18 protein-coding genes and 1 tRNA gene are annotated in these 26,394 nt (G+C 62.9%); 8 read left to right on the plus strand and 11 right to left on the minus strand.

Features of this window, described 5'->3' with window-relative positions; translation table 11 throughout:
* Positions 1 to 322: 322 nt before the first annotated feature.
* The 6 genes from pknB to U5709_RS06680 all read right to left on the minus strand — a co-directional run bounded on the left by pknB (position 323) and on the right by U5709_RS06680 (position 10,708).
* The gene (gene pknB / locus U5709_RS06655) at positions 323 to 2,449 is read right to left on the minus strand and encodes a Stk1 family PASTA domain-containing Ser/Thr kinase (RefSeq protein ID WP_321973045.1); all 2,127 of its coding nucleotides are present in this window, start codon (positions 2,447 to 2,449) and stop codon (positions 323 to 325) included.
* A 303-nt stretch (positions 2,450 to 2,752) separates the two neighbouring features.
* Positions 2,753 to 5,740, minus strand: coding sequence for an FtsW/RodA/SpoVE family cell cycle protein (locus U5709_RS06660; protein ID WP_321970636.1), 2,988 nt, complete (start codon positions 5,738 to 5,740; stop codon positions 2,753 to 2,755).
* A 1-nt stretch (position 5,741) separates the two neighbouring features.
* A complete protein-coding gene (locus tag U5709_RS06665) occupies positions 5,742 to 7,061 on the minus strand; it encodes a Stp1/IreP family PP2C-type Ser/Thr phosphatase (RefSeq protein WP_321973046.1) in 1,320 nt (439 codons plus the stop codon).
* On the minus strand, positions 7,058 to 7,471 hold the full coding sequence (locus U5709_RS06670) for an FHA domain-containing protein (RefSeq protein ID WP_321970638.1): 414 nt from the start codon (positions 7,469 to 7,471) through the stop codon (positions 7,058 to 7,060). The genes U5709_RS06665 and U5709_RS06670 overlap by 4 nt, the downstream gene beginning before the upstream one ends.
* Positions 7,471 to 8,853, minus strand: a complete 1,383-nt coding sequence (locus tag U5709_RS06675) for a DUF3662 and FHA domain-containing protein (RefSeq protein WP_321970639.1) — start codon at positions 8,851 to 8,853, stop codon at positions 7,471 to 7,473. Before U5709_RS06675 ends, U5709_RS06670 begins: the two co-directional genes overlap by 1 nt.
* Positions 8,840 to 10,708: a serine/threonine-protein kinase gene (locus tag U5709_RS06680; RefSeq protein ID WP_321973047.1), complete on the minus strand. Its 1,869-nt coding sequence runs from the start codon at positions 10,706 to 10,708 to the stop codon at positions 8,840 to 8,842. Before U5709_RS06680 ends, U5709_RS06675 begins: the two co-directional genes overlap by 14 nt.
* Positions 10,709 to 10,982: 274 nt before the next feature.
* On the opposite strand from U5709_RS06680, the gene U5709_RS06685 reads away from it, so the two are divergent.
* Both U5709_RS06685 and U5709_RS06690 read left to right on the plus strand, forming a co-directional pair.
* Positions 10,983 to 11,069, plus strand: a tRNA-Leu gene (locus U5709_RS06685).
* 319 nt (positions 11,070 to 11,388) lie between these two features.
* Positions 11,389 to 12,141 (plus strand): sugar transferase, encoded by a 753-nt coding sequence (locus U5709_RS06690; protein WP_321970641.1) that lies wholly within the window; start codon positions 11,389 to 11,391, stop codon positions 12,139 to 12,141.
* A 325-nt stretch (positions 12,142 to 12,466) separates the two neighbouring features.
* Here U5709_RS06690 and U5709_RS06695 read toward each other — a convergent pair whose 3' ends face one another.
* Complete coding sequence (locus tag U5709_RS06695; protein ID WP_321973048.1) at positions 12,467 to 15,982, minus strand: ABC transporter permease; 3,516 nt, start codon at positions 15,980 to 15,982, stop codon at positions 12,467 to 12,469.
* A 4-nt stretch (positions 15,983 to 15,986) separates the two neighbouring features.
* A complete protein-coding gene (locus tag U5709_RS06700; protein ID WP_321973050.1) occupies positions 15,987 to 17,207 on the minus strand; it encodes an ATP-binding cassette domain-containing protein in 1,221 nt (406 codons plus the stop codon).
* 763 nt (positions 17,208 to 17,970) lie between these two features.
* Between U5709_RS06700 and U5709_RS06705 the strand changes: the two genes are divergently transcribed.
* The 5 genes from U5709_RS06705 to U5709_RS06725 all read left to right on the plus strand — a co-directional run bounded on the left by U5709_RS06705 (position 17,971) and on the right by U5709_RS06725 (position 21,608).
* A complete protein-coding gene (locus tag U5709_RS06705; protein WP_321970644.1) occupies positions 17,971 to 18,885 on the plus strand; it encodes an Abi family protein in 915 nt (304 codons plus the stop codon).
* A 435-nt stretch (positions 18,886 to 19,320) separates the two neighbouring features.
* Positions 19,321 to 19,968, plus strand: a complete 648-nt coding sequence (locus tag U5709_RS06710; RefSeq protein WP_321973051.1) for a hypothetical protein — start codon at positions 19,321 to 19,323, stop codon at positions 19,966 to 19,968.
* Between the two features lie 334 nt (positions 19,969 to 20,302).
* Complete coding sequence (locus tag U5709_RS06715) at positions 20,303 to 20,431, plus strand: hypothetical protein (RefSeq protein ID WP_321973052.1); 129 nt, start codon at positions 20,303 to 20,305, stop codon at positions 20,429 to 20,431.
* Positions 20,432 to 20,760: 329 nt separating this feature from the next.
* Complete coding sequence (locus U5709_RS06720; protein ID WP_321970646.1) at positions 20,761 to 21,171, plus strand: helix-turn-helix transcriptional regulator; 411 nt, start codon at positions 20,761 to 20,763, stop codon at positions 21,169 to 21,171.
* Positions 21,168 to 21,608: a hypothetical protein gene (locus U5709_RS06725; protein ID WP_321970647.1), complete on the plus strand. Its 441-nt coding sequence runs from the start codon at positions 21,168 to 21,170 to the stop codon at positions 21,606 to 21,608. Before U5709_RS06720 ends, U5709_RS06725 begins: the two co-directional genes overlap by 4 nt.
* Before the next feature lie 136 nt (positions 21,609 to 21,744).
* On the opposite strand, the gene U5709_RS06730 is transcribed toward U5709_RS06725, so the two are convergent.
* From U5709_RS06730 to U5709_RS06740, 3 genes are read right to left on the minus strand one after another with little or no spacing between them, the layout of a single operon-like run.
* The gene (locus tag U5709_RS06730) at positions 21,745 to 22,395 is read right to left on the minus strand and encodes a hypothetical protein (protein ID WP_321973053.1); all 651 of its coding nucleotides are present in this window, start codon (positions 22,393 to 22,395) and stop codon (positions 21,745 to 21,747) included.
* 12 nt (positions 22,396 to 22,407) lie between these two features.
* Positions 22,408 to 24,624 carry a S8 family peptidase gene (locus U5709_RS06735; protein WP_321973054.1) on the minus strand — a complete coding sequence of 739 codons (2,217 nt, stop codon included), beginning with the start codon at positions 24,622 to 24,624 and terminating at the stop codon, positions 22,408 to 22,410.
* The gene (locus U5709_RS06740) at positions 24,617 to 25,666 is read right to left on the minus strand and encodes an AAA family ATPase (RefSeq protein WP_321973055.1); all 1,050 of its coding nucleotides are present in this window, start codon (positions 25,664 to 25,666) and stop codon (positions 24,617 to 24,619) included. The genes U5709_RS06735 and U5709_RS06740 overlap by 8 nt, the downstream gene beginning before the upstream one ends.
* Before the next feature lie 129 nt (positions 25,667 to 25,795).
* Here U5709_RS06740 and U5709_RS06745 point away from each other — a divergent pair, with 129 nt between their 5' ends.
* Positions 25,796 to 26,029, plus strand: a complete 234-nt coding sequence (locus tag U5709_RS06745) for a hypothetical protein (RefSeq protein ID WP_321970651.1) — start codon at positions 25,796 to 25,798, stop codon at positions 26,027 to 26,029.
* The last annotated feature ends 365 nt before the right edge of the window (positions 26,030 to 26,394 follow it).

The following is a 26,394-nucleotide window of genomic DNA, read 5'->3' on the forward strand; positions in this document are numbered from 1 at the left end:
TACTATGCGAATTTAGGTCTCGCGGCCCCTTGGAAATATGAAGGGATGCGATGTTATTCTCCATAAGTCTTACAACATTCCTTCATAAATGCAATTCGCAAGCCGCTCACCGGTGTTTGCGTTTGGTGAACGGCTAATTTCGAAGTCTATATACCCAAGTGGTATTGCGCAGATAAGACCACTCATTGTCAACTGGGCTTTGTTTTAGATACAGGCGAATCAGGCAAGGGGACAGCCCCTTCGTCTTATCCGATAAGGCGAAGGGGCTGTCCCCTTGTTATAAACCGCAGGACGAATAAGGCGAAGGGACCGTCCTCCTGTCTTATCGAGTGTCGCCGGTGGTGGTGCCGGTCCCGTAGGTGTTGGTGTCGGGTTGGGTGGTGCCGCTGTTACCGGAGTCGGTGCCGGATCCGGAGCTGCCGCTGTTGTCGCCGGAATCGGAGCCGGTGCTGCCCGAGCTCCCGCCGCTGTTGGCGGAGCTGCTGTTGCCGGAGCCGGTGCTGCTAGAGCCGGTGCTGCCGGACCCGCTGTTGTTGCTTGAATTGCTCTTGGTCGTCAGCGTGATGGTCGTGCCTTTCTCGGCCTTGTCGGTCACGGACTGGTAGGTAACGGTGCCGTTGGAACTGGACCCGGAGGCGAGCATCACGTTAAAGCCCTGGCTCTCGAGGTTGGTCTTGGCCTCGGAGTAGCTCTCGCCGATAACGTAGGGGACCTCGATGCGGGTGTCGGCCGGGCCACTGGACAGCGTGAGCACGATGGACTCGTCGGCCGTCAGCTTGGTGCCCGCGGACGGGCTCACGCTGATGACGCAGTCTACGTCCACCGAGCTGGAGCTCTGGTAGGTGGCGCTTACGTTGGTGAACCCGGCCTTGCTCAGCTTCGTGCGCGCGGCGGCCTCGCTGTAGCCTCTCACGTCGGGGACCTCCAGCTTATCCGGCCCTTTCGACAGGTAATACGTGATGGTGTCGCCGGCCTTGGCGGTGGTGCCGGCCTCGACGCTCTGGTCGCAGACCTTGCCGACATCGACGGAGTCGCTCGCCTTGGAGTTGCCGCTCTTGCCCTTGAGCTTGTACTTGGTAAGCTCGGCCTCGGCCTCCTCAACGGTCATGTTGGTAAGGTCGGGCACCGTCACGCTGGCGGCGGGCTCGGGTCCCTTGGACACGGTGAAGGTGATCGACGTGCCTTCCTCATACTCGCGGCCCTGGTTGGGGCTTTGGTCCACGACGTAGCCCGCCTCGATGGTCGAGTCGTACTGCTCGGTGCACCCGCCGTAGGTAAAGTGCCCGTCCTTCTGGATGGCCGCGATGGCCTCGTCCTTGGTGAGGCCCGAGAGATTGGGGATGGAGTAGGTCTTGGACCCGGAGCCGAGCACGGCCACGACAACGGCGATAAGCGCGACGGCCGCGGCGATGCCTGCCGCGATACCGATGGCCTTGCGGCGCCGGCTCTTCTTGTAGCGCTCGGCCTCCTGCTCGGCGGCCTTCTCGGTGGCGGACTGGCGGTAGCGGTTGTCTCGCTGGATGCGCGACACGGCAGTGACGCCCCGGCCAACCTCGAGCTTATTGGTAACGGCTGCGCCCAAGACGGCGGTGGCGCCGGCGGATGCGGCGGTGGCGCTGGCCACGGCCGACATGCGGCCCGCGAGGTAGTCGCGCAGGGCGCGGTTGAGCTCGTCGGCGGTCTGGAAGCGCGCAGCGGGGTCCTTCTGCATGCACTTGAGGATAATGGCCTCAAGCGACGGGTCGATGCTGGGGTTGAGCTGCGAAGGGGGCTTCGGCTGCTCATTGACCTGCTTCAGGGCCACGCTGATGGCGTCGTCGCCCTGGAAGGGGACCTGACCGGTGGCCGACTCGTACATTACGATGCCGAGCGAGTAGATGTCGGTCGTGGGGCCAAGATCTTTGCCCTGCGTCTGCTCGGGGGAGACGTAGTGAGCGGTGCCGAGCACGGAGTTGCCCTGCGTGAGGTGGCTGTTCTTTGCGCGGGCGATGCCGAAGTCCATCACCTTGATGTTGCCGTCGGGCTGCACCATGATGTTCTGCGGCTTGATGTCGCGGTGGATGATGTCGTGCTTGTGGGCGACCGAGAGCGCCTGGGCGATCTGGCTGCCGATTTGCGCGACCTTCTTGCAGTCCAGCGCGCCGTGCTTGCGGATGCCGCTCTTGAGGTCGGCGCCGCGCAGGTATTCCATGACGATGAAGTAGGTGTCGCCGTCCTTGCCCCAGTCGTAGACGCTCACGATGTAGGGGCTCTGGAGCGCGGCGGCCGCCTGGGCCTCCTGCTTAAAGCGCGCAGCGAAGGACGGGTCGGCCGCGTACTGCGGCAGCATCGTCTTGATGGCAACGGTGCGGCCGAGGACGTCGTCGCGGCCGCGGAACACCGTGGCCATGCCGCCCGTGCCGATCCTGTCCTGGACCTGGTACCTGCCGCCGAGAACCTTACCTGGCATCGTCTCTCCTATCCCCCAACGCGGTCTGGCCGCGAGAAATCCTGTGGTGCGTTGTGTTTGCTGGTGCGTTTAGTGGTTGCTTGCCCCGTCGTTCGTGCCTGCGGTTTGGGGACAGTCCCCTTTTTGCACACGAACCGTCGTTGCAAGTAATTCGCCCAACGATTCGGCGACGAGGCTGCAGCAAGCACACGTGTGCAAAAAGGGGACTGTCCCCAAACCGCAGGCCCGCAAAAAGGGGACTGTCCCCAAATTGCGGTCGGGTCGCCATCAAGTTGCGCGGACGGTTGTTGGACTTGGTCTTCATTAGTTACCAGCCCCCGCCGCTTGGATGCTGAGCGTGGCGGCGATGACGCGCCCGGCGATGCTCGCGGCCTCGCCCTCCACGTCGGTGCCGTTGCTCTCGACGCAGATCGAGATGGCCAGCGTCGGGCTGTCGTAGGGCGCGAAGCCGATGAAGAGCGAGTTCGCGTTGCCGTCGCCCACCTCGGCCGTGCCCGTCTTGCCGGCCACGCGCGTGCCGGAGACCTGGGCGCGCTGGCCCGAGCCTTCCTCGACGCAGGCGAGCATGGCCTCCTTGACGCCGGCGCTGGCGTCGGCGCTGATGACCTGGCCGAGCGACTTGGGCTGAGTGGTGTTCACCTGCGTGCCCTCGGGCGAGAGCACATGGTCGACGACGTAGGGGTTCATGGCCACGCCGCCGTTGGCGATGGCCGCGGCAATAACGGCGTTCTGCATGACGGTGACCTGCGGGCCGGCGGGACTCGTGTGCTCGCCGACGGGCTGCCCGCAGGCAGCCCAGGCGGTCTCCCACTCGGTCATCTCGCCGGCGACGGGCATGAGCGAGGCGCGGCACGAGAAGTCCAGGCCGAGTTCGCTGCCGAAGCCGAACGCGTCGGCGTAGCTCACCAGCTTGGAGGCGCCGAGCGTATTGCCCACCTGCGCGAGCGCGGTGTTGGACGAGAGCGCGATGGCGTCTTTGAGCGAGAGGGTCCCGTAGTCGTTGCCGTTGTAGTTGGTAACGGCCGCGCCGCCGATCTCGAGGCTCGAGGGGGCCTCGTACTCGGTCTCGAGCGTGGCCAGGCCGGAGTCGAGCGCCGCGGCGAGCGTCACCGTCTTGAAGGTGGAGCCGGGCGCATAGAGCGCCTGCGTGGCGCGGTCGAGCATCTGCGAACCGGTGCCGCCAACCACATCCGCCAGGTCTTTATTGCTGTAGGTGGGGGAGGAGGCCTTGGCAATAACCGCGCCGGTCTGGGGGTTCAAGATCACGATGGCGCCGGTGTAGCCCTCGAGCGCCTGCTCGACCGCCTTCTGGATCTGCGAGTTGATGGTGAGGCTCACCGTGGAGCCCGAGACCTGCACGCCGGCCAGCGAATACAGCGCGCTTCTCCAGTTGGAGTAGTCGGCGTGGCCGGTCAGGGTCTCGTTCATGGTGGCCTCGATGCCCGAGGTGCCGTACTGTGTCGAGATGTAGCCTACGGTGTGCGAGGCAAGGGTTCCCAAAGGATACGCGCGCAGGTAGGTGCCGTCGGACTGCTGCAGGCTCTCGGCCAGGGTCACGCCGTCGGAGGTGACGATGGCGCCGCGCTGCACGTAGGCGGACTTGGCGATGGTGTGGTTGTTGTTGGGCAGCGACTGCACGCGGCTCGAGTCAATCTGCATCACGTAGGTGAGGTTGGCGATGAGCACAGCGAAGAGCAGCGAGAACACGGTGATAAGGGCCGTGAGCCTCTTTCCAAGGGCCACGCGGCCGAGGACGCCGGACTCCGCGGACTGGATGTTGAAGCGGCCGCGGACGTTCGCACCGTGAACCACGCCCGAGATGCCGCGCCCGGCCTCGCCCATGAGCTCGCCGGTGGCGTTGGCGCCCGCGTCGCGGCTGTCGGTCGTGCCCGTGGTGCCCAGAAGCGCCGAGCCCGCGGTGCCGCCTGCCATCTTGAGCTCGGTCGCGTGGCCGGTGCCGTCGTCGCCGGCGCGCAGCAGCAGGCCGACGATGATGAAGCTCGCCAGAAGCGAAGTGCCGCCCTGGCTCATGAAGGGCAGAGTCACGCCCGTGAGCGGCAGAAGCTTTGTCACGCCGCCAACGATGAGGAACGCCTGGAAGCACAGCGCGCTCGTGAGGCCGACGGCCGCGAAGGCCGACGAGTCGGACTTGGCGCGCGCCGCGGTGGCGAAGCCGCGGACGCCCAGCAAGAGGAACCCGATGAGCACCGCCGCGCCACCGAGCAGGCCGGACTCCTCGGCGATGGCGGTAAAGATGAAGTCGGACTCGACCACCGGCACGTAGGTGGGTAGGCCCTTGCCGATGCCCGTGCCCACAAGGCCGCCGTCTGCCAGCGAGTAAAGCGACTGCACAATCTGGTAGCCGCCGCCGGCCGCGTCGGCCCACGGGTCGATCCAGATGTTCACGCGGTTGCGCACGTGGCTGAAGGCGAAGTAACAGAAGGTGCCGCCGATGGCCAGGAGCAAAAACGACACGATGACGTAGCTCACGCGGCCAGTGGCAACGTAGAGCATGATGACGAAGAAGACGAAGAAGAGCAGGGCGCTGCCCAGGTCGCGCTCGAAGACGACGAGCAGAAGGCTGATGCCCCACATGACGAGCAGCGGCAGCAGCATGCGCAGGCGCGGGACGGCGAAGGGCCCCACGCGCCGCATCGAGATAGAGAGCGCTTCTCGGTTAGTGGCCAGGTAGAAGGCCAAGAAAAGCACGATGAGGATCTTTGCGAACTCGCCGGGCTGGAAGCCGAAGCCGCCGATGTAGATCCAGAGCTTGGAGCCCGAGATCTCGCGGCCGATGACGGCGGGGAGAAGCAGCAGCACGACGCCCACGATGCCGATGGTGTATTTATACTCGGCAAGGCGCTCGAAGTTGCGTGCGAAGGCGAGCACGGCGACCATGGTCGCCACCGAGAGGAAGAGCCAAATGACCTGGTTGACGGCTAGTTCTGGCTTCAGCCGCGTGAGATAGGTGATACCCACGCCCGAGAGCATGAAAACGATGGGCAAGATGGCGGGGTCGGCCGCGGGCGCGAGCTTGCGGATGGCCACGTGCGCCGCGGCGAAGGCGGCAAAGAGGCCCAGTGGCACGCCAAGGTTCTCGGGGCCGAGCTGGTTGCCCGAGGTGACCACGAACATGCAGTGGAGCAGCAGCACGGGGATGGCGGCGAGGATGAGCAGGAAGAGCTCGGTGTGGCGGCGCTGGAAGCCGTGGCCCTCCTCGAAGGTCCGGGCGGCGACGTCGGAGCTCTGGCCCGAGGTGTCGCGGGCCATCTGGCGGTGCTTCTTGCGCATGCTACTCGCCTCCCTTCGCGGCGTCGGTGGTGGTTGAGGTGGTGTCGGCAGAGGCGTCGGCTGAGGCGTCGGTGCCGGGTGCGCCGCTGTCCGCGGGTGCGTCGGCCGGCGCACCGGGGTCTCCCTCGCTGGAGGCGGCGTCTGCCACGTTGGCCGCGGCGCTCTTCTCGTTGTCGATCTGGGCGCGGTAGGCGTTCAGGGTCTCTCGCCCCGCCTGCTCGTTGGTCACGCGGATGCCCTCATCGAGCTGGTCTTGCACCGAAGAAGGCAGGTCGCTCACGGACACGGCGCTCTCCTCGACGAGCGAGTTCATGCTGACGCCCATAAAGCTGCCGTTGACGCCCTGGTAGATGGCCACGGTGCCGTTGTTGTTGCCGAGGTACCACTCGCCGCGGATAAACGCGAACACGATGCCCACGGTAAGAGCGAGCAGGGCGACGAGCACGCCCGCCACGACGCCTACGCGCTTGAGGAGGTTCTTGCGGTGCAGCTCGGCCGTGCCGTCGTCGGTCACGTCGACCACGATGACCGTCACGTTGTCGAGGCCGCCCGCGGTCAGGGCGGAGGCCACGAGGTTGTCGGCGGCCTGCTGCGGCGTCGCGCTCGAGACGGCCACGGCCTCGATCTCGCTGTCGGGAATCATGGAGGAAAGGCCATCGGAGCACAGGATGATGCGGTCGCCGTTGCTCACCTCGAGCGAGAAGTGGTCGGCGTACATGTCGGGGTCGGAGCCCAGCGCGCGGGTGATGATGGAGCGCGAGGGGTGCGTGCGGGCCTCGTCGGGCGTGATCTGCCCGGAGTCCACGAGCTCCTCGACGTAAGAGTGGTCGTGCGTCACGCGCACGAGGGCGCCATGGCGCAGCAGGTAGATGCGCGAATCGCCCACGTGGGCAATGGCCATGCGGCCGCGGTCCACATAGCAGCAAGAGGCGGTGCAGCCCATGCCGAGCTTGCCGATGCCCTTCTCGGCGCCCTTGATGACGGCGGCGTTGGCGCCCTCGACGGCCGCGCCGAGAAGCACGTCGTCGCAGGTGGCCGGGGACGCGCCCGCAATCGACTTGACGGCGATGGCGCTCGCCACCTCGCCCGCGGCGTGGCCGCCCATGCCGTCGCACACGGCGAAGACGGGCACCTGGATAAGGAACGAGTCCTCGTTATGGCCGCGAACGAGGCCCACGTCGGTGCGGGCGCCCCACGAGATGTACTCGTTGGCGCCGTTCGCCACGTCGGACCCCTGACGGCTCTCGACGGCCATCTCGGCGCGACCCGGCGCGTTGGCCGGCTCGGCGGTAGCGGTTTTTTTCAGCTCCTCGGAGCTCATCCGCGGCTCACCCTCATGATGGTGTCGCCGACCTGGACCTCGTCGCCTTCGCGCAGGGTGACGGGCTGGCCTATGGTGTGGCCGTTGACCAGCGTTCCGTTGGTGGAGCCCATGTCCTCGAGGACAAGCGCGGGGCCCTGGAGGCTAAAGCGCGCGTGCATCGACGAGACGTACGGCTCGTCGACCACGATGTCGGCGCTGGGGGAGCGGCCCACGACGACGGGGCCGAGGATGTCGACGTGCAGGCCGCGCAGGCTCCGCGTGCCCTTCTCGACGTCTATGGACCAGATGGCCGCATCGCGGCGCTGGCCTTTGACGAGGCCCACGCCGGTGCGCATCACGGCAAACAGGAAGATGTACAGGACGACGACGAGAACGACGCGCCCTATGAACAGGACGAGGTCGATCATCAGTTGTTCTCCCTGAACTCGAGGTTCACCAGGCCCAGGGTCAGAAGGTCGCCGTCGCGCAGGACGCACTCGTCCACGTCGACGTCGTTGACCAGCGTTCCGTTGGTGGAATTGAGGTCGACGATGTGCCAAGCGCGGCCGTCCCAGCGAAGCTCCGCGTGGCGGCGGCTGGTGTTGGGGTCGCGAAGGACGATGCCGCATTGGCTGCGTTCGCGGCCGATGACGGTCGAGGGCGCGGTGCCGGTGAAGGTGCGGCCGGTCTGGCGATCGATGAGCAGGCAGGTGGCGGGTTCGTCGTAGGTCGGTGCGCCGCCGTTATGGCCCATGTCGTAGGGGTCGGGGTTGTAGGCGGCCTGGGTCTGGTCGGCCTGGGCCTGCTGGGGCTGGGAGACCTGCGGTTGAGCGGCCTGGGCCTGCTGGGCGGCCACGTTGGCCTGGGCGGCTACGTTGGCCTGGGCGGCCGCGCTGGCGCCCGCGGCAACGCCCGCAGCCACGTTGGCAGCGGCGCCTGCGCCCACGCCGCGGCGCAGGTCGACGAGCGGGGTCGAGCGGCGCTGTGTGGTCGGCACGGGAATGGCGGTCGGGACGGACATGGCGCCCATGGCGGGCATCGGGGCGGACTCGCCGGAGGCGGCCACGGGCATGGGCGCGTCGTAGGGGCTGGAGACGAGATCCGACTGGTCGTCGAGCGGGTCGAACGACGGGGAGGCGGCGGGCACCGAGCTTACCGCACGGGAGGAGAACGCCGCGGAGCCCATGCCGGCGGCCACGTTGGCCGCGCCGGCGGCAGCGGCGTCCTCGCCGTAGCCTGCGACCTCTTGGACGGGCGTCGAGAAGAGCTCGTCCTCGCCGGCGAAGCGCCTGAGGTTGCGGGCCGAGCGAGACTCGCTGAGCGAGGGTGCCGCAGCCTGCGCGGCGGCCGGCCGGCTCGCCCTTGCCTGCGCGGCGGGCGCCTGCGCGGCCGAAACGCTGCCCAGGAAGGCGTTCTCGTCGGCGCGAAAATCGGCCAGGGCGCGCGCGTCGATGTTCTCGGCAAAGACGGCGAACTTGCCGCTTCTTAGCGACGGGTCGACCATAAAGCGCACGAGCGGCTCGCCCACGAACTCGTAGCCGCGCTTCTGGGCCTCGGCGGCCACGTAGGCGGCCGTCTCGATGGTGATCTTGTGGTAGAGCGGCCTCATCAGCGAGTCGTCGGAGGACGACACGAGGATCGTGTACAGGGCGGGCGCCGTGTCCACCCCGTCGATCTCGTAGGTCTCGTTCTCCATCTCCTTAGCGGCGCGCTTGGCCAGCTTCTTAAAGGAGAAGGGCTCGGTGTAACCCTGGGGCGCCTCGCCGAAGACGGCGCCGATGCGGCTCTCGAACTCGTTAAGGAAGCTCATCTGTATCCTCGCTTTCCGGGCCCGAGTAGAGGGGGCCTCTGAGGACGGTCAAAATGCACATAAGCAGAAAACAGATTAACGCAACTGCGAGGGCGGCCCAGTCCTGGGCGCCCCATAAACCACTATTTTCCACTCTGACCTTGAGAATGGCTGAACCGGCGAGGACCGCCGCGCCCAGCGCCTGGCCCACGATGCCGGAGGCCACGGTGCCGCGCATGGCCACGAGCGAGCTTATCCACGCGGCCAGGGCCGACGCCGCCGCAAAGAGCCACGTGGTGGGGCGCGAGAGGGCAATAAGCACCACGTCAGCGGCTATGTTTGCTTGGAAGCCGGCCTCGGCGCAGGCTACGGCCGCGATGCCGATGAGGTAGCTCGCCGCGCCCGTGGCGGCGGCCGGCGCGGGGTCTAGGCAAAATCCCGCGAGCTGCGCGCCGGCGAGCGGCTGGCGGCAGGCCCACGGGGCAAGAAGCGCCGCCGTGGCCATGTTCTCGTCGCGGCCCACGGCGGCCCACCACGCGGCCACGGCCACGCCCAGGGCGGAGGCGAGCGTAAACGACGAGCTCACGGGGTCGGTCGTGGCCGTGGCCACGGCCCAGGCGGCGCCGGCAAGCGCGCTGCCGGCGGGAGGCCAAAGGGCGCTCAACGCCACGGCCGCGGCCACAGCGGCGGCCTTTATCGCGAGCGTGGCCTCAAAGGCGGGCGCCACGGCAACGCCGCACGCGAGCACGGCGAGCACGGGGATGACGCGCTCCGCTACGGCCCAGGCCTGTGGAACGCGCAGGTGAAAGGCCAGGTGCTTGCGGCCCCAGCCGGCGTCGTCGGTCTCGTCGTCGCGCTCGGACTGCTCGATGAGCTCGGCGAGGGAGGCCTGGCCGTCGGCGGCGTCGCCCAGGGCGGGCGCGAGCTCGGCCGCGAGCTCGTCGACAGAGCTCGTGCGCTCGGAGGCGGTGGCGGCCATGGCGCGCACCAGTGCGTCCTCGATGTCGAGGTCAAGATCGGCCTCCGTGGCGGCGGCGCGGGTGTTGGCGCGGCTGCGGCCACGGCCGTCCTTCTCGTCGCCGCTTATGCGCGGGCCGCGATAGATCTTCTCCAGCGACTCGGCAGGCGTCTGCGCCATAAAGGGGTTGTTGCCGGTAAGGGACTGCCACAGCACGACTGCCAGCGAGAACACGTCGGCGCGCTCGTCGACGAGCATGCCCTCGATCTGCTCGGGCGGCATGTAGCCCACGGTGCCGCCGCGGGCGCCGCCGTAGCCGGCCGCGGCGCCCAGCTCGGCCATGCCGAGGTCGGCCAGCTTAACGGTGCCCATGCGGTCGATCATGATGTTCGTCGGCTTGATATCCATGTGCAGGACGCGGTTCTCGTGGGCAAAGGCCAGGGCGCGGGCGCAGCTGAGGAGGATGTGCGCGACCTCGTCGTGGGTGAGGCGGCCGCCCTCCACGCGGGCGAGCAGCTCTGCGAGGTTGAGTCCGTCGACGTACTCCATGATCAGGTACGCGTAGCTGCCCGAGATTTCGAAGTCGAGAACGCTCACGATGTTGGGGTGGGCGAGAAGGCAAGCGGTGCGGGCCTCGAGCAGGACCTCGTCGACGGTGGAGGCGCCGATGGCGGCCGAGCCGTCAATCTCGTCGGCACCGGACGCGCCTGTGCCTGTGCCTGCGCCGACGAGCGGCATGCGCTTGATGGCGACGCGGCGCTGCAGGCGGGTGTCCCAACAGGTGCACACGGTGCCGAAACCGCCCGTGCCGCGGCGGGCCAGCACGCGATAGCGGCCGAGGAGCATCTCCGCGGCCGGCTGGGGCTGGTTCATCTGGCCGTTTACGAGCGGCGTTGGTGTGGGGGCTATGTTGCCCACGGCGGCTCCTTGTGCGTTTGAGGTGTGTGACAGCCGGGCTCCTCATTCTACCCCACCTGCACCTGGTGACAGCTGCCTGCGGTTTGGGGACAGTCCCCTTTTTGCACACGAACCGTTGTTTCAAGCAATTCGCCCAATGATTCGGCGACGAGCTCGCAGCGTCTGTGCGTGTGCAAAAAGGGGACTGTCCCCAAACCGCAGGCGCCACCCATGGCAGGTCAAAAAATCCCCCTTTACAGCGCGGCGGCCGTTTTGCTATAGTTCCTACTTGCACGCGGGCGTGGCGGAATTGGCAGACGCGTACGGTTCAGGTCCGTATGGGGGCAACCCCGTGAAGGTTCAAGTCCTTTCGCCCGCACCATTGAATCAGAGAAGGCCTCAGGCGCTCGCCCGGGGCTTTTTTCGTGCGCATAGCCTCGACTTCTTGCCGCGGGTCCGGCCGCCGAACCCAAAATCCGCCCCCTGACAGCTCGTCGAGCTTCTCCTCCTCGAGCATGGACGCCACGGACCGATATCTATCGATAATGGGGAGGGGGTACCTTCTGTGTTAGGATTTTTTTGGCTGATATTCAACTCGGACAATCAAGAAGCTCGCCCCGCCGCCGTTGTGCCGGCGAGGCGCGCATCGACAATAGGTACCGACGGGAGGAACCCCCGGTATCGGGAACGGGGAACAGGGCTTGAGCAGGGAAAACGCATCGACCGACGCGCAGACGACGCCGACAACGGCGTCCGCCGACCTCACTAACGCCGAGGCCGTCCGCCTGCTGCAAGGCGCCGATTCCGGCGTTCGCCCCCAGTCCGGCCGCCTCGCCTACCGCTTCGTCAAGCGCACCTTCGACATCGTTGCTTCCGGTTCGGCCATTGTTGTCTTGGCCATTCCCAGCGCAGTTCTCTCCGCCGTCATCGTGGCAAAGAGCCCCGGTGCCGGCCCCTTCTACTCGCAGGCACGCGTGGGCCGCGTCAACCAGGACGGCACCTACAAGATTTTCCGCATGTGGAAGTTCCGCTCCATGGTGCCCGACGCCGACGAACGGTTAGCTGAGCTCAAGTACATGAACGAGGCCGACGGCCCGCTCTTCAAGATTAAGGACGACCCGCGCATTATCCCCGGCGTGGGCAAGTTTATCCGCCGCCACTCCATCGATGAGCTGCCGCAACTCCTCAACGTCTTTGTGGGCGACATGAGCCTCATCGGACCGCGCCCGGGCCTGCCGTGCGAGATCGCGCAGTACGACGAGCGCGCGAAGCGGCGCCTCACCGTGAAGGCCGGCTGCGGCGGCGTCTGGCAAGCCGGCGAGAGGAGCGACTCCAGCTTCATCGGCATGGTCGACGCCGACCTCGACTACGTGGAGAACTGCAGCGCGGGCTATGACCTGCGGCTCGTTCTCGGCACCATCCGCTCCATGTTCCACGGCGGCGGCGCTTACTAACCCTCGCCCTGCCACGGGTGACAGTCATTGGTGCCAGGCCCGCGGGAATGCCGCCGGCCGCGGCGCTGCCCTAGAACGCCGTCGTTGCGCAGCCCTCGCCGATGCAATGGGCCGCGAAAAGGGGAAGTCGAGGTTATGCACGATTTAACTCGGACCGGCCGAGTATAGAGCGTCTCGGCCGTTGCAAACCCGCAGGTAAACGGCTTGCGAAAATACGGGCTACTCGGCCTGCGCGCATTAAATCGTGCATAACCTCGACTTCTTGTGCGCAGGCCCGTGGCAGGGCGGGCCAACGGCACGGCGGGCCCGCGGCTGGCCGTGTTGGCTACGGCTTGTTGATGTCCGTGAGCTGGAATTTCTCGATTCTGCGCAGCGCGATGAGCGTGACCGCCGCCGTAAAGAGGGCGCACAGCGCCGCGCTGATGCCGACGGCGCTCCAGATCATCTCGTGGCAGAACGAGACCGACGGCCCGTCGGCGGCGCGAACGGACAGCTCGCCCGCCCAAACGCCGAGGAAGCAGCCGGCGACGATGCCGATCGCCGTCATCACAATGGTGTCGCGGTAGATGTAGCGCTTGGCGTCGCGCGTCGAGTACCCGTTGATCATCAGCACGATGAGCTCGCGCTTCTTCTCGTTAATGAACATCACGTTGAGGTTGAGCAGCACGATGACGGCGAGCATGGCCGCCAGGATCACGTAGACCACCACGAGGGCGAAGGTGAGCTTGCCCGAGGTCCCCGTGATGGTGTTCACGTCGGTCATCACGTCGGTGTAGCCCGCGTAGTCGCTCGCGCTGCCGGCGAGCCCGGCGGCGAGGTCGGCGGCGCTCTTGTCGCCGGCGTCTACCAGGTACGCGTTGCAGGTGGCCGTCTCGCCCAGGTACTTCTCGTAGCAGGCCGCGCTCATCACCACCGGCGCGTAGGTGCTGTGGCACTCGAAGAAGCCGGCGATGGGCACCTCGTACTCCTGCCCCAGCGCGTCGACCAGCTTGATCTTGTCGCCGACCTTCGCGTTGAAGTAGGCGGAGTAGCCCTCGTTGACCCACGCGCCGTCGAGCGGCGCCTCGGTGCCCGCCGAGCCGCCCTGGCTAAAGAGGTGGTACAGCCCCGAGAAGCTCTCGTTGTCGCGCGGCACGACGATGTCGGCGCTGGCAAAGTTGCCGTCGGGCTGCTCGAGCGCCATGGCCTTCTTCATCACCGCGACGTGGGTGAGCCCCTCGGCCGCAAGCTGCGCGTCCACCGTTCCGGAAGCGGCCTCGGCGCCCTCGGCCGTGGGCTCGCAGTAGACGACCGCGTCGTAGGCAAGAATGGCGCTCGTCTGTCGCTCGACGGCCAGGTCGATGTTGCCCTTGAGGTAGAACGCGCACACCAGAAGCGAGCAGCAGCCCGCCACGCCCACGACGGTGGCCAGCACGCGCCGCCGGTCGTTCACGCAGTTGTTCACCACCGTCTGGGTAAAGAGCCCGAGCCGCTTCCAGACCGGCCACCGCTCGTAGAAGCGCTGCCTGCCGGAGGGCGGCTCGGCGCCCTGCAGCAGCTTGATGGCGTCGCGCCTCAGCACCCCCTTGCAGGCAAGGTAGGTCGAAAGCAGGATGAGCACGAGCTCGATCGCCGCGATGACCAGGTAATCCTTGACGTCGAAGGCCCACGTGGGGTCGGGCAGCACGGTGTAGTTCATGGCGCCGAGCATGATCGACTCGACGAGCACCACGGCCAGCACGGCGCCGATGAGCGACCCTGCCACGACGGCCATGCCGGAATACGCCAGGTAGCTCAAGATAATCTCGCGGTCGCGGAAGCCCACGGCCTTCTTTGTGCCCACGAGCACCACCTGCTCGTGGACGATGCGCGAGACCGCCGAGTAGCACACCAGCAGGCCCACGATGACGAACAGCGACGCCATGGCGAAGCGCAGGTTCTCGAGCGAGCCCACGGCCTTCTCGGTGCTGCGCATGGCGGTGTTGAAGCGCACGCCGCGCACGGCCCACTCCATCTCGGAGGTGCTGTCCACGCGCGCCTGGGCTTCCTTGAGCTTGGCCTCGCTTTCCTGCAGCTTCTCGGTTGCCTTCTGGAGCTCGGTGCGCTTCTCGTCGATCTGCGCCTGGCCGTCGCTTATCTGCGCCTGGCCGTCCTGCACCTGCGAGAGACCCGACGCCACCTGGCTTTTCTTGCTCGCCATGGTCGAGTTGAAGGTCTCCAGGTTGGTTTGGTACTGCTGCTCGGCGGCGTTGAGCTGCGCGCCGAAGGACTCGAGCTGCTCGGACAGGCCGCTCATATCCGCGGAGGCGGACTCCATCATGTCGTGGGCCTGCTCGGCGCTCTGCTTGGCGGGCGCGAAGGAGGTCTCGACCTCGTCGATCACGGCGGTGCTCAGCGCCACCGTGTTGTCGAAGTCGGGGGTTGAGGGCGAGAAGGTCATGAAGACCTGGTCGACGTAGGTCTTGTTGCTCTCATAGATGTCGGGGGCAGCGGCGGCAAAGTCGCTCTTTGCCTGGCTCATGGCGGCGTTGTGCTCGTCGCAGAGTTTTTGCAGCTCATCGTTGTAGGCGGCGTCGTCGAGCTCGCCGGCGGCCTTGCGCGCGTCGAGGGCGGCCTTCTGGGTCTGGAGGTTCGCGAAGCTCAGGCGCGCCGTGGAGATAAACGCGTCGGCGGCCAGGACCTTCTGGTACTCGGCCGTGTACGTCTCGAAGAGCTGGTTGTACTCGGCCTGCTTCTGGGCGAGCGTCTCGGAAGCGGCGTTGTACTGGGCGCGCATGCTCGCGAGCTGCTCGCCCGTCTGGGCGAGGGTCTGCGAGGTCGCGCTTTCCTGTGAGGCAAGAAGCTCGCTCGTGGTCTCGAGCTTAACCTGCGAGTCGCGCAGGGACTGCGTGCTGGTGTCGAGCTCGCTTTGCGCCTCGGACACCTGCGTGTTGCCGTCGTTTACCTGCGCTTTTGCGGCCTCGAGCTCGGCGCGGGCGTCGTCCACCTTTGCCTGGGCCTTGGCCACGATGGCCTCGCTGCGCGCCTTCGCGCGGGTCTGGCCGAGCTCCTTGACGGCGTCGGAAATCTTCTCGACGCGCTCGCGGTACTCGTCGGAGTAGACGTTGAGGCCGTCAAGGCTGGAGCACGAGAGCTCGGCCACGTTGTGCGCGCCGTCCAGGTCCGAGAAGTCGAAGGTGGCCTCGGGCACAAAGAGTGCGCAGCTCACGGAGCGGCCGTCGGAAGAGGAGCCCAGGGCGCCGTCGGCGTTGAGGAACGTGGTGGCGTTGCGGGCGATGCCGACGATCTTTACGGTGTCGCAGGTGAGGTGGGCCATGCCGTCGGCGTCGGCGGTGGCGTTGGTGTCGGCGTCGGCGGCGCTGCCCGCGTCGCCCGTGCTGCCGGCGTCCCCCGTGCTCGCCGCGTCGTGCTCAAACGTGATGGTGTCGCCAATGCCCACGCCGTTTTGCTTGGCGTAGCGCTCCGTCACCGCGGCCTCGCCGACCGCCGCGGGCGCCGCGCCCTCGAGGATGGTGAGCTTATCGATGCTTCCCGGAACCGAGCGCACCAGGGCGACCTCGCTGGCGCCGTCGCGCTTAAAGTCCTGGTAGCAGAGGTAGCCCGCCTCCACGGCGTCGACGCCCTCGACCTCGCGCAAGGCGCTCAGGTCGTCGTCGGTGAGGCCGTAGGAGAACGTGACCTCCAGCGCATGGACGTTTCCGTCGACAAAGGCCTCACTATTTGAATTCTTTATGGCCAGCGACGTCCAGCGCATGCCGCAATAGAGGCACACGCCGAGCGCGACGAACAAAAGGATCGAGAAGAACGACACCGCCGTCGAGCGGATGTTTGCAAAGAGCTCGGTTACCTGCGTTTTCTTCATGGCGCTACCAAACGAGGTCGGTCGCGTGGACCGGGTGGCGGTTGACGGTGACCTCGTGGGTGTAGCCGTTGCGGAAGCGCACCACGCGGTCGGCCATGCGGGTGATCTCCTCGTTGTGGGTGACCATCACGAGCGTGGTGCCAGCGCGCACGACCTCCTCCAGCGCCGAGAGGACGTCGATGGACGTGGTGTAGTCGAGGGCCGCCGTGGGCTCGTCGGCAAAGATCAGCTTTGGGCGTTTGACCAGGGCACGGGCGATGGAGACGCGCTGCTGCTGGCCGCCGGAGAGCTGCGAGGGGTAGGAGCCCATGCGGTCGCCCAGGCCCACGAGGCGCAGGGCGTCCTCGCAGTCCATGGGGTCGTCCACGAGCTCGGCGATGAGGCGCAGGTTCTGCAGGGCCGTGAGGTTGGGCATGAGGTTGTAGCTCTGGAAGATGAAGCCGATGTTCTTGCGGCGGTACTCGGTGAGCTCGGCCTGGGTGGCCTGGCTCAGCTCCTTGCCCTCGAAGGTAAACGAGCCCGAGGTCGCGCGGTCCATGCCGCCGATGATGTTGAGGAAGGTCGACTTGCCGCAGCCCGACTCGCCCAGCACGACGAGGAGCTCGCCGTCGTAGACGTTGAGGTTCACGCCCTTGAGGACGCGGGTCACGTCGTCGCCGTTCTGGAACTCGCGGGTGATGCCGCGCGCCTCGATGATGGCGCGGCTGGGGGTCCAGGGAGCGGCGAACTTCTCGTTGTCCTCGAGGGCGATGGCCGCGCTCATGGCCATGATCTCGAGCACGTCGACGTCGTCGTCGGTAAAGTAGCCGCCGTCGGTTTTGTTAATGACCTGCAGGCAGCCGAGGTTGCTGGTCTTGCCCGAGGCGGGCACGCAGGCCATGGACTTGATGTCGATGGTCTCGAAGTCCGCCTGCGTGGCGGGGTCGGGGTCGGCCGCGAAGGCGAGCCGGCGCTCGGACTTCTGCGTGGCAAAGACGCGGCCCGGCGCGCCCTCGCCCAGCGCGTGGGAGCGCGAGGTGAGGTCCTCGGGGCCCACCCAGAACATGGGGCGCAGCGTGGGGACCTCGGCGTTATCGGCGCGCCAGATGATGGCGGCCTCCGCCTTGCATTCGCGCACGAAGATGGCCAGGCCCTCGCGAAGCGCCTGGCCGAGCGTGTCGGCGCGCGCGATGCAGGACTGAATCTCGCCGATGGTTTTGAACTGGTGCAGCGTCTCTGGAGACATTGAGGCTCCCAACTCGTTAAAAGGTGATGCCGCCAGTTTAGTCGGTTACGCCCTGCCTGCGATTTGGGGACGGTCCCCTTTTTGCACACGCATGGACGCTGCGGGCTCGTCGCCGAATCGTTGAGCGCATTGCTTGAAACGGCGGTTCGCGTGCAAAAAGGGGACCGTCCCCAAACCGCAAAAAAGGGGAAGTCGAGGTTATGCACGATTTAATTCGAACCGACCGAGTATAGAGCGTCGTGGCTGTTGCAAAACCGCAGGTAAACGGCTTGCGAAAATTCGGGCTACTCGGCCCGCGCGCATTAAATCGTGCATAACCTCGACTTCTTGTTGCGGGCCCGGCTACCGAGCTCTGCCTGCCACCAATGGCAGGCCGGACAACCGCGCCGGCAACGAAGACCTGCCACCAATGACTGTCACCCATGGCAGGAGCGCAAATACGTTGGCGCTGGTTTCCATCTCACCTTGTTGCGCCCACGGCCAAGAATCGTGACCCGCGCATCATTCCTGGCGTGGCCTATGACCTGCGGCTCATGTTTGGCACCATCCGCTCCATGTTCAGTGGTGGTGGAGCGTACTAGGCCGAGAGCTGCGATTGGTATGGAAAGCTCTTTGAAAACCCCTCTTCCTCTCGTAGAGATCGTGGGTTTTGTCCTACACTTCTTTCAGTGAGATAGTTTCCGTGGACTCTACGTGAGGCGGGAACAAAAAGGGGTCGTCGGTTTACCGGCGGCCCTTTGATGTTTTTAACGGAAGGTGCCCGATGAAGTGGTTTAAGACCATAGCTGAGCAAGTGGCCATTCTGGAGTCTAGGGGCTTGTCCGTTGACTCCCAAACCCCTGTTGTCCTTCTTCGTGAGAATTACTATTCGGTTGTGAACGGCTACAAGGGCCCGTTTCTTAACAAGGACAAGATGCAGGAACGAGCGGATGACTTTTACATCGAGGGCGCTGAGTTTGACTGGCTATATAGCTTGTTCAGATTCGACAGAGAGCTTCGTCAAATAACCTTTAGCTATTTGATTCGTGCCGAGGCGGCTCTAAAAACAGCGACGGTATACGCGTTTTGCGAAAACCATCAAGGCTGCTCGGACTATCTAGATAGGTCGTCCTTTTGCTTGGCAAAGGACATGCTTGTCGCAAAGAAGTTTAGGGGCAATAAGTACTCGCTTCATTCGAATAACCTTAACCATCTGATGAACGTCCTCAATGGGAAATTGGTCGGCGGCACGTCGGCTAGACCGTTTGTTGCTCATTATCTCGATGCACATGGTGAAGTGCCCCTGTGGGTTCTCGCGAACGACCTGACTTTCGGTAATATGTCGCACTTCTTTCAGCTTATGAAGAGGGGAGACCAGAATGCTGTCTGTAAGCATCTATACGTGACGACCATGCGCTCGGGCGACGACAAGAAAATAACGCCGCATGAAGTCTTGCGAGCCTACGACGTCCTTGTTCATTTCAGGAACCTTTGCGCTCACGATGAGCGTCTATACTGCGCCCGCAAGGACAATGACACGTTCGCCACCATGCTGGGTCTGATGAACATCGCATTGCCAGCGGCTACGGTTGTGGATTTCAAAGAGGAGCTCAACGATCTGCTCTCAAGGTACAAGGGGGACTTGCACGTGATAACCGTCTCTGACCTGAGGGAAATGCTCGGGTTGGGTTCTCGATAGCAATATGCCAATGGCTGTCATCTCCGGAAAACACCAAAGTTCGGAGTTTTTGGCGCGCAATTCGCAACATCTCTGCGTTTTAATTCGGGTCAGCCAAGTATTGAGACCGTACACCTGCATCTGACCTGCGGTTTTGCTGGCGAGAATCGCCTCGCTACTTGCCGAGTGCGAATTAAAACGCAGAGATGTTGCGTATAACCGTCGGCTGTGTGGCAATGAATGGGATCCGATTGCCAAGTCTCTGATTTGCAAGAAGTCTACTGCCTGTCCTGCCTGCCGGAGCGGCAAGCGCGTGGGCGTTGACGGCCAAATCCGCGAAAGGCGTTCGTGTGGGAACGACCCCTATCCCCTGCGTGGCTAGATTCAGCACGGATTTGGCGGTTTGGCGCTGCCTACCGCAAAACAAGAAAAGCCCGACGCATCGGGCTTTCCCAGGTGTCGGCCGAAGCTTTCCACCGCAATTGGTCTGCATGTTACCACGTAGGTAATCCAGTTTGCCTGTCTTTCCTCTCTAGGGAAGAAGGGTTTCCCGCGTATGACGCCGATGCGCTGAGAGAGAGCCTGTCCAAGCTCAAGGAACGATCCGCCAAAACAGATCCGGGGACCCTTGGCGACCTTGCCGATATGCTTGCGGAAAGCGGCGTCGTGCTGCAGTTTGTGGAAGCGCCGAAGAAGTTCCCGCTCCACGGCATAACGCGATGGACGTCGAACGGGAATCCTGTGATCCAGATGACGGGCCGGCGTAAGACGGATGGATTCATCATCTGGACGCTTTACCACGAGCTGGGGCACATACTCAACGACGGCAACGTTGGTATGACGGTCGACTATACCGATGAGAGGCTTACTGCAAACCACGACGCGGAGAAGCTTGCCAATGCGTTCGCAAAAGATGTGCTGCTGGGTTCCGAGGGACTCTCGCCCTACCATGGGCTCAGCGATTCGGCGAGCATCAGGAATGCGGCTCAGGCGCGCGGCGTGTGTCCCGGGGTGGTCGTGAACCTTATGCACCGCAACCGTATGCTCAGCTATAAATGGTGCAATGATTTGCTGGTGGACATGGTGGTCCCGTTCAGCGCGTGATGGCCAAGGGCGCCTTCATATGGGCGCTCTCTTGATTTCGCACTAATCTGAGCTGCGGTTTTGCAGTGCGCACAGTCAGGCAGACCCGCACGGTCCGCAGAAAACTTCCGCCGACCGAATCTTTGCATCTTTGTGGGTGCGCCCAGACCCGAGGGGCATCGTTGACGGTGACCTCCGGGAGTGCCGCGGTCGTTATGAGCGGCGTCGTTGGCACGAAGGTCGGTCCGCGTCGATGTCATGAAGCTTGAGCCACGCCGTAGAAATGACGCATTGGCAAATAACCGCCTGTAGTATAGTTGCGTTAAAAGTCAATTTGCCTGATGAGGAGGTGGACTTGGACCAAGATTACGAACTCGTCAGCCAGAAGCTTAGCGGTACGGTGAGCGCCCTCGATCTTAATCCAATCGGCCAAGAGGACACCTTCTTGGACGTCATGAGCGCGGATCCAAAGCGACGTGAGTAAGCGGCCCTCATCAGGCGCTCTCTGATCAGGATCTATGAGAATGGGCTGGACTATGCCATCGCGGCGGGCTTGCTCAAACGGTTGAAGGGAACGGGGGACATCGCCCTTTTTGAAGTCAAAGCAAAGAGGACCGTCTTCAGAATTATGTCCTATGCAGCGGGAAAGCCTGAGGCCCTCATCGTCCTCCTGTTTGACTTTAAAGGCCACCAGCAACGTTCCTCCGGAGGAATACCTCCCTCAACCATGGACAAGGCGATCAGGCTCGCACGAATAGCAAAGCAACTTATCGAAGAGTAGACGCGAATCAAGAAATCAAAAGAGGAAACAGCATGAAGGTCAGAACCGGCAAAAGCCTCGAATCTCTCAAGGGCGTCAAGCTATCCGACGACAGCCTTGCTCTTGAGCACAGGCTGGATATCTCCGCTTCCATTTATAAACGGATGAAGGAGCTCGGCCTTAACCAAAAGGAGCTTGCCCGCAAATTGGGGATGAACGAAGCCCAGGTTTCCAGAATTATCAGGGGTAAGCAAAATCTCACCATTGCGAGCTTGGCAAAAATCGAGAATGCTCTCGACTTCGCCTTGGATGGCGGCTTCCGATATAGGGGCGAGGGAAAGGTTTTCCTTAGCATGGTTTACGAGCGAAACACGGCGCCAAGCTCTTGGGATAGGCCTAATACCTGGAGCGATTCCACCGCCTGTTCGAATGAACCCATTCCGGTTCTGGAGGTAGTCGCATGATTTCGGATGCAGTTATCGCGCCAATAAAGATGCGCGCCCTTACCGTTTCCGATGTCCATTTCAGGCTTGCGGAAGAATCGGTCGGCGATATGAAGCTTGATCTTGGCATCGACTACAAGACCAGTGAGCCTGACAACAACGGTTCAGATGGCGTCTATGCGCTGCGCGCCAACTTGGAACTGTCCGCGACCTTGGCCAACCCCGAGGACGAGACCGATATCAGACTCGACTCAGGGATAAACGTCCTGATAGAAGTTGCAATCGACTGCCCCTATTTCGAATCTGCTGAGGGCGCGCGTGATTATTTGGCGACAAATGCCCTCTCGATGGCATATTCGCATGCCAGGTCCGTGCTCATGACCATTGCAGGCATGACACCGGCAAGCAACTTCATCCTTCCGCCAATTATTCCAAGCGCTTTTAAAGCGCAGGGGTAGGTCTTGTGCTGGCGCGCGGGTAGCCCAATCTTGATCGACTTATGCTTGGCGACAACCACGAGGGAAGCTTCTGGCGAGGACTTGAAGATCAGGTATCTCGGCAAGCCGCAGGTGGTGGACGGGTATTACCAAACGCTTACCCGAGATTCCTCCACTTTGTGCGTCCCGCGTTGATGCCAGCATCTTCGCCGGTTGAGCAGTCAAGATTCTTGCCCATGAGAAACCCGACTACCGTCTTCTGAACATCAACCAGCTCATCGTCCTTTTCGAGTTGACAGAGCTCCATCAACTCAAACAGCTTTGCGCCATAGCCGATGAGGGACAGTGCGCTTGGGTTGATGCCTGCAGCGTCGAGAGCGACTTCGGACGAGCCAATAAGACTCATTCGATACATCTCGTAGATTTCGCTGGCAATGGCTACATTTTCGAGTCCACGAACCTGCCGGTAAGGCTCCTGTTTTAGCGGCGAGGAGCCTGTTTGCAGCATATAGCCCAGATTGCTGAGGATGACAAGCTGACGATACGTGAGCTGGTTCGCAAGCTTTAGCAGGCGATTTGCCGCCGGGCGGCTTACCTCGGGATGGAACAGGATGTTTGCGTAGAGCCGTGCGAGATACGGCGCCTTCTTCTCCTCGTACTCCTTCTGGGCAGCGATTAGGACGCCCTCGAGAAGTTCTTCAGCGGCGGAACGGTCGCCGGGTGCGGAATCAAAGAAGGCGCCAGTCACGCTGCCGGCGTATTCGCCGGCAGCCGTTGCTAAACTTTGACGCTTTGACCGCTTCTCCAAAGCCGCACCTCACTATTCGAAGTCGATCTCAACTTCGGCGGCGTTGTAGATGTCAACGCTGGTCTTCACATCAATCCGGTTGACAATCCATCCTCTGAGCGAGCAACGCTGTACAAAGTCATCAATACGGTTGACGCCATTGATTTCCTTGAGTGTAATCACGGCGCCAAAGCGCAGTCCCTGCCCCTTCTTATCTGGCCCGTAACCGCGCTCAGTGGTGCGGATTTTGATTCCCCACATTCCAGTTGAGTAGGCCTTCTTTCCGTGCCCGTTCTCCTTGAGCTCCTCGCCGATGTGTTTGACGTTGTCCCACTTGCGGTAGTTCTTTCGAGCTGCTGCCTCGGTGGTGGTGACGCCCTCGTCTCCCTGGCGATTGTTGTCGAGCGACTTTAGCTTGCCGTTGTTGTCAATCCTTCCGAAGTGAAGATCCATCTCTGTACTGGTGTAGTCCACGCCCTGACGCCTGTCACATTGCGGAAAGTAGCAGATCGTCGCGCGAGCAATGTAGGGGTGCTTTTCTTTTGAGATAGGCACGGGGATGCCGTAGTTGTAGGTCTCGTAGCCTTCCGAGGTCCCGGCGAGTGTGAACTTGATCTCATCGCTCTTTGATCCGACGATGTCCTCAATGCGGACAGGAACCTGGCCATAGCCGCGCCATGCGTCCCCCGAGTAATCCCAACCTGCAGCAGAGTCGATTATTAGCGCCTTGGCCACCTCGCGCGAAAGGCCCATCACCTGCATGAGGTAAGCCATCTTGCGGGCAATCCAGGGAGCTGCAAATGAGGTTCCGCTCATCAAATATTTGCCAGTTGCTGTACAGACCGGCATTCCCTTAGTGGAGTCACCGCCGATTGCGCACACGTCTGGCTTCTTGAAAAAATCAAGCACCGGTCCGCGACGGGAATAGTCTGCGGTCGATCCAGAGAAGGACGTTGCGTTTACTACCAGCGAGTTAATCGAGTCTGCCGGAGCCCCAATCTTCTCTTGGCCTACGCTCGTTTTATTGGTTCCAGCAACAACGAAGATAATGTCACCGAAGCGCGACTGGAGCTCGTCGAGGATGGCCGCCTCGGGAGAAACGAAGTTTCGAGCAATCTCGCGAATCGATCCCTGCGAGATATTCCAAACCTTGATATCACGATTCTGCTCAACGATAGTGCGCACCTGCCGCATAAAGGCAAATGAGCTGGACCTCTCTCCGGTAGCCACGCCAAAGTGACGTACCTTGAACCTTCCACAGCCATCGTCAAGCTCGGGTACGATACTCGGACCATCGACGATGAGGGAAGTAACGGCGGTGCCGTGCTTTTTCTGGCTCGCGTCAAGGTTAATCTCAGCGGGCGTGAGGTCGTGGTCGTCCACCCAGTCGGCGAAGTAGACCCTGTTGTCAAAGGGTGTGTCGAGCACGCCGATAATCGGCTCGTTGCCTGGTTCAGGAATTCGAGCGCTCCCTTCGCTTTCGATTCCGAAGTCCTCGGGGGTAAGGACAGAGATGTCAGAGAGCGCCATGGAGACGAGGAAGGGGTATTTGGCAACAAGCCTCGCATATTCGTCTGGTTCGAGTCGGATGGCGTTCTCTAAGACCCTATCGGGAGCCAGGTCTAACCCCACGCCGAGCCCGGCCAAGAATGAACGAACATCCTTGTATCCCGTGTCATAGACACTTACGATGGCGCTGCCTTCAATGGTCTCGTGTGCGGTGCTAACGTAAAACCGAGAGACGTATGAAGCATCCCGTATTGTCTGCGCAAAAGAGCTCTTTGTGAGCCCTGCTGCTCCCTTGATGCCACTTGCGTTGACTTGCTTGAGGTCGTCGCTGCCAATGGTCCCACCGTAGCGTTTGTCGACCAGCGTCGCGCAGTTTTCCAGCAGCTCAATGGACTCGACGATAATGTCCATAGGTAAGCAGTGGACAATTTCATGGTGAATGTCTTTGCCCTCGCCTTCGAAGCGCGCGCCTACGATGTAATCGCCCGCCTTGCCGCCTGGCCCGCCGAGGATACGACGAATTCGGTTGCTCTTGGCCACGATGTTGCAGTAAGCGACAGTGACGATTGGGCCAAAGCCGAAGGCGCCCTTTTCCCAATACATTTTGATGCTGCTCAGATTTGATGCTAGGCCGCGAAGGTGCTCCGATGTCACCGTCTTGCCCTTAGGGAGCTCGGGAGCGCCAGGTGCATTCGCCTTGCCATATTGAAATTGGCCTTTTAGCTGCAGAAGATCATTCATACGCCGTCTCCTTTAGCTCGCGCGAAATGGTGCTCTTGGATACGCCGGACAGCGCCTCCATCTCTCGCACCGTAAAACCTTGTGAGCGCAGCTCGGCTAGGTTGTCGATGGACGATGACGGGCAAGCCTGCTTATAAACGCGCCGCAGGTAGTCGTATGGTTCGTCGGGATTGCTAAATGCCAGCGCCGATTTCAGCATGTTCCTAAGGTCGCCTGGATACGGAACCTCGGCCATTTGCGAGATAATCTTCCTGAAGAGGCGCATGTTACGCCCGGAGCCCTTAAATTGCTGCAATAGGCCGCTCAGCATCACCTCGGAGATATCAATGAGATCTTCACGGTCGTATCGGCCAAAGTCGATGGTGGCGTCGAAGCGCCTGACGAGCGCCTTGTCCAGCTCTTTGTATAGGTTAGTTGTGGCTATAAGTACAACCTGCTCGTTCAAACCATCGAGTTCTTTTAACAGGGCGGATGTGGCGCGCCCCATCTCCCTTACATCCTGCTGGTTCACGCGGTCGAGGGCGAGGGCGTCAATCTCGTCAAAGAGGATGATTGCCTTGTCTGGCAGACGAAGGGAGTTGATTTCCCGGAACAGCTTGCCGATGTTCTTTGCAGTTTGGCCGAGCTTGCTGTCCACCACCAGGTTGAAATCGACGCGGTAGAGGTCGCGTGCAGTAATCCTCGCGATTTGCCTAGCCGACTCGGTCTTTCCCGTGCCCGGAGGGCCTTGGAACAGGAATTTGTTTACGCCAGCGTTGTGTGCGATGGCGTTGCAAACGCCGGTGACATCGTCGGAGATGACTTGTGGAAGTGGCAAGGGCGTGGATGACGGGTCCATCTTGTCGAAGAAAGTGCCGCCCTCTTCCGCTGACTGAGGGACAAACGCATTGGCGTCAGAGATGAGGGCCATGATGTACTCGGCGAGCTGCTCGTCGCCGCTCGCATCAAAGTCCCTTGCGATTTCCGCCGCCTCGCTCCGAAAGGCGGCTTCGTTGTGGTCTTCGTGGTACCTGATCAGATTGATTACGTTGCGCTTTTTCATAGCTGCCCCTATCGGTGGTTAGACAAGAAACAGTATAGGACAAAAATATCTAATATGGGACAAGGTAAGCAATATAATATCTGCAGATGGTGCCATCGTGATGCCCTTTAGTCCTGGATGGAGGTAGGGATGGCAGAGAAAGTGACCAGCACCTGTGAAGTCTTTGCTGCTAGTCCTGGCAGCGGCAATGAAGTGACGGCAAAGGCCTCTTTGCTTGATGTGAGCGGAGCATCGCTGACCTTTGGCTCCGGCTTAAAGCGCGAACCATTTCTGACGGCGTCGCTGCGAGCGCGAATGAAGGCAAAAGCTCAGGGGTGTTATGTCGACTCGGCGCTTGAGCAAATCAAGAAGGTCGAGCAGTAATGTGGCCCGTTCGTTTGGACACGAAATCCTGGTCCGGGAGTGAACCCACATCCGTTAACGCGGCCGCCTAGGCGGCCATCAGCCCCGGATAGTACCGCTCGGCCGGCGTGCCGTGGCCGAGCGACCGGCGCGGCCGAGCGACCGGCGCGGCCGAGCGACCGGCGCGGCCGCGCGTCGTCGTGCTGCTCGGCGTATGCCGCGATGAGCCCCCTGAGCCCCGCGGGCGCCCCGTGCTCGCTTATCCTCGCGCACCCGGTCTCGAGGCTGCGGGGCCGCCTCTCCGCGATCGCGCTGCCCGCCCGCCGGGCCTCGCCGTCCGTGCTCCGGCGCGCGCGGCCCGAGGCGAGAGGCCCCTCGCGGGCGGC

The sequence above is a fragment of the Paratractidigestivibacter sp. genome (assembly GCF_963660155.1).
Classification (GTDB): Bacteria; Actinomycetota; Coriobacteriia; order Coriobacteriales; family Atopobiaceae; genus Paratractidigestivibacter.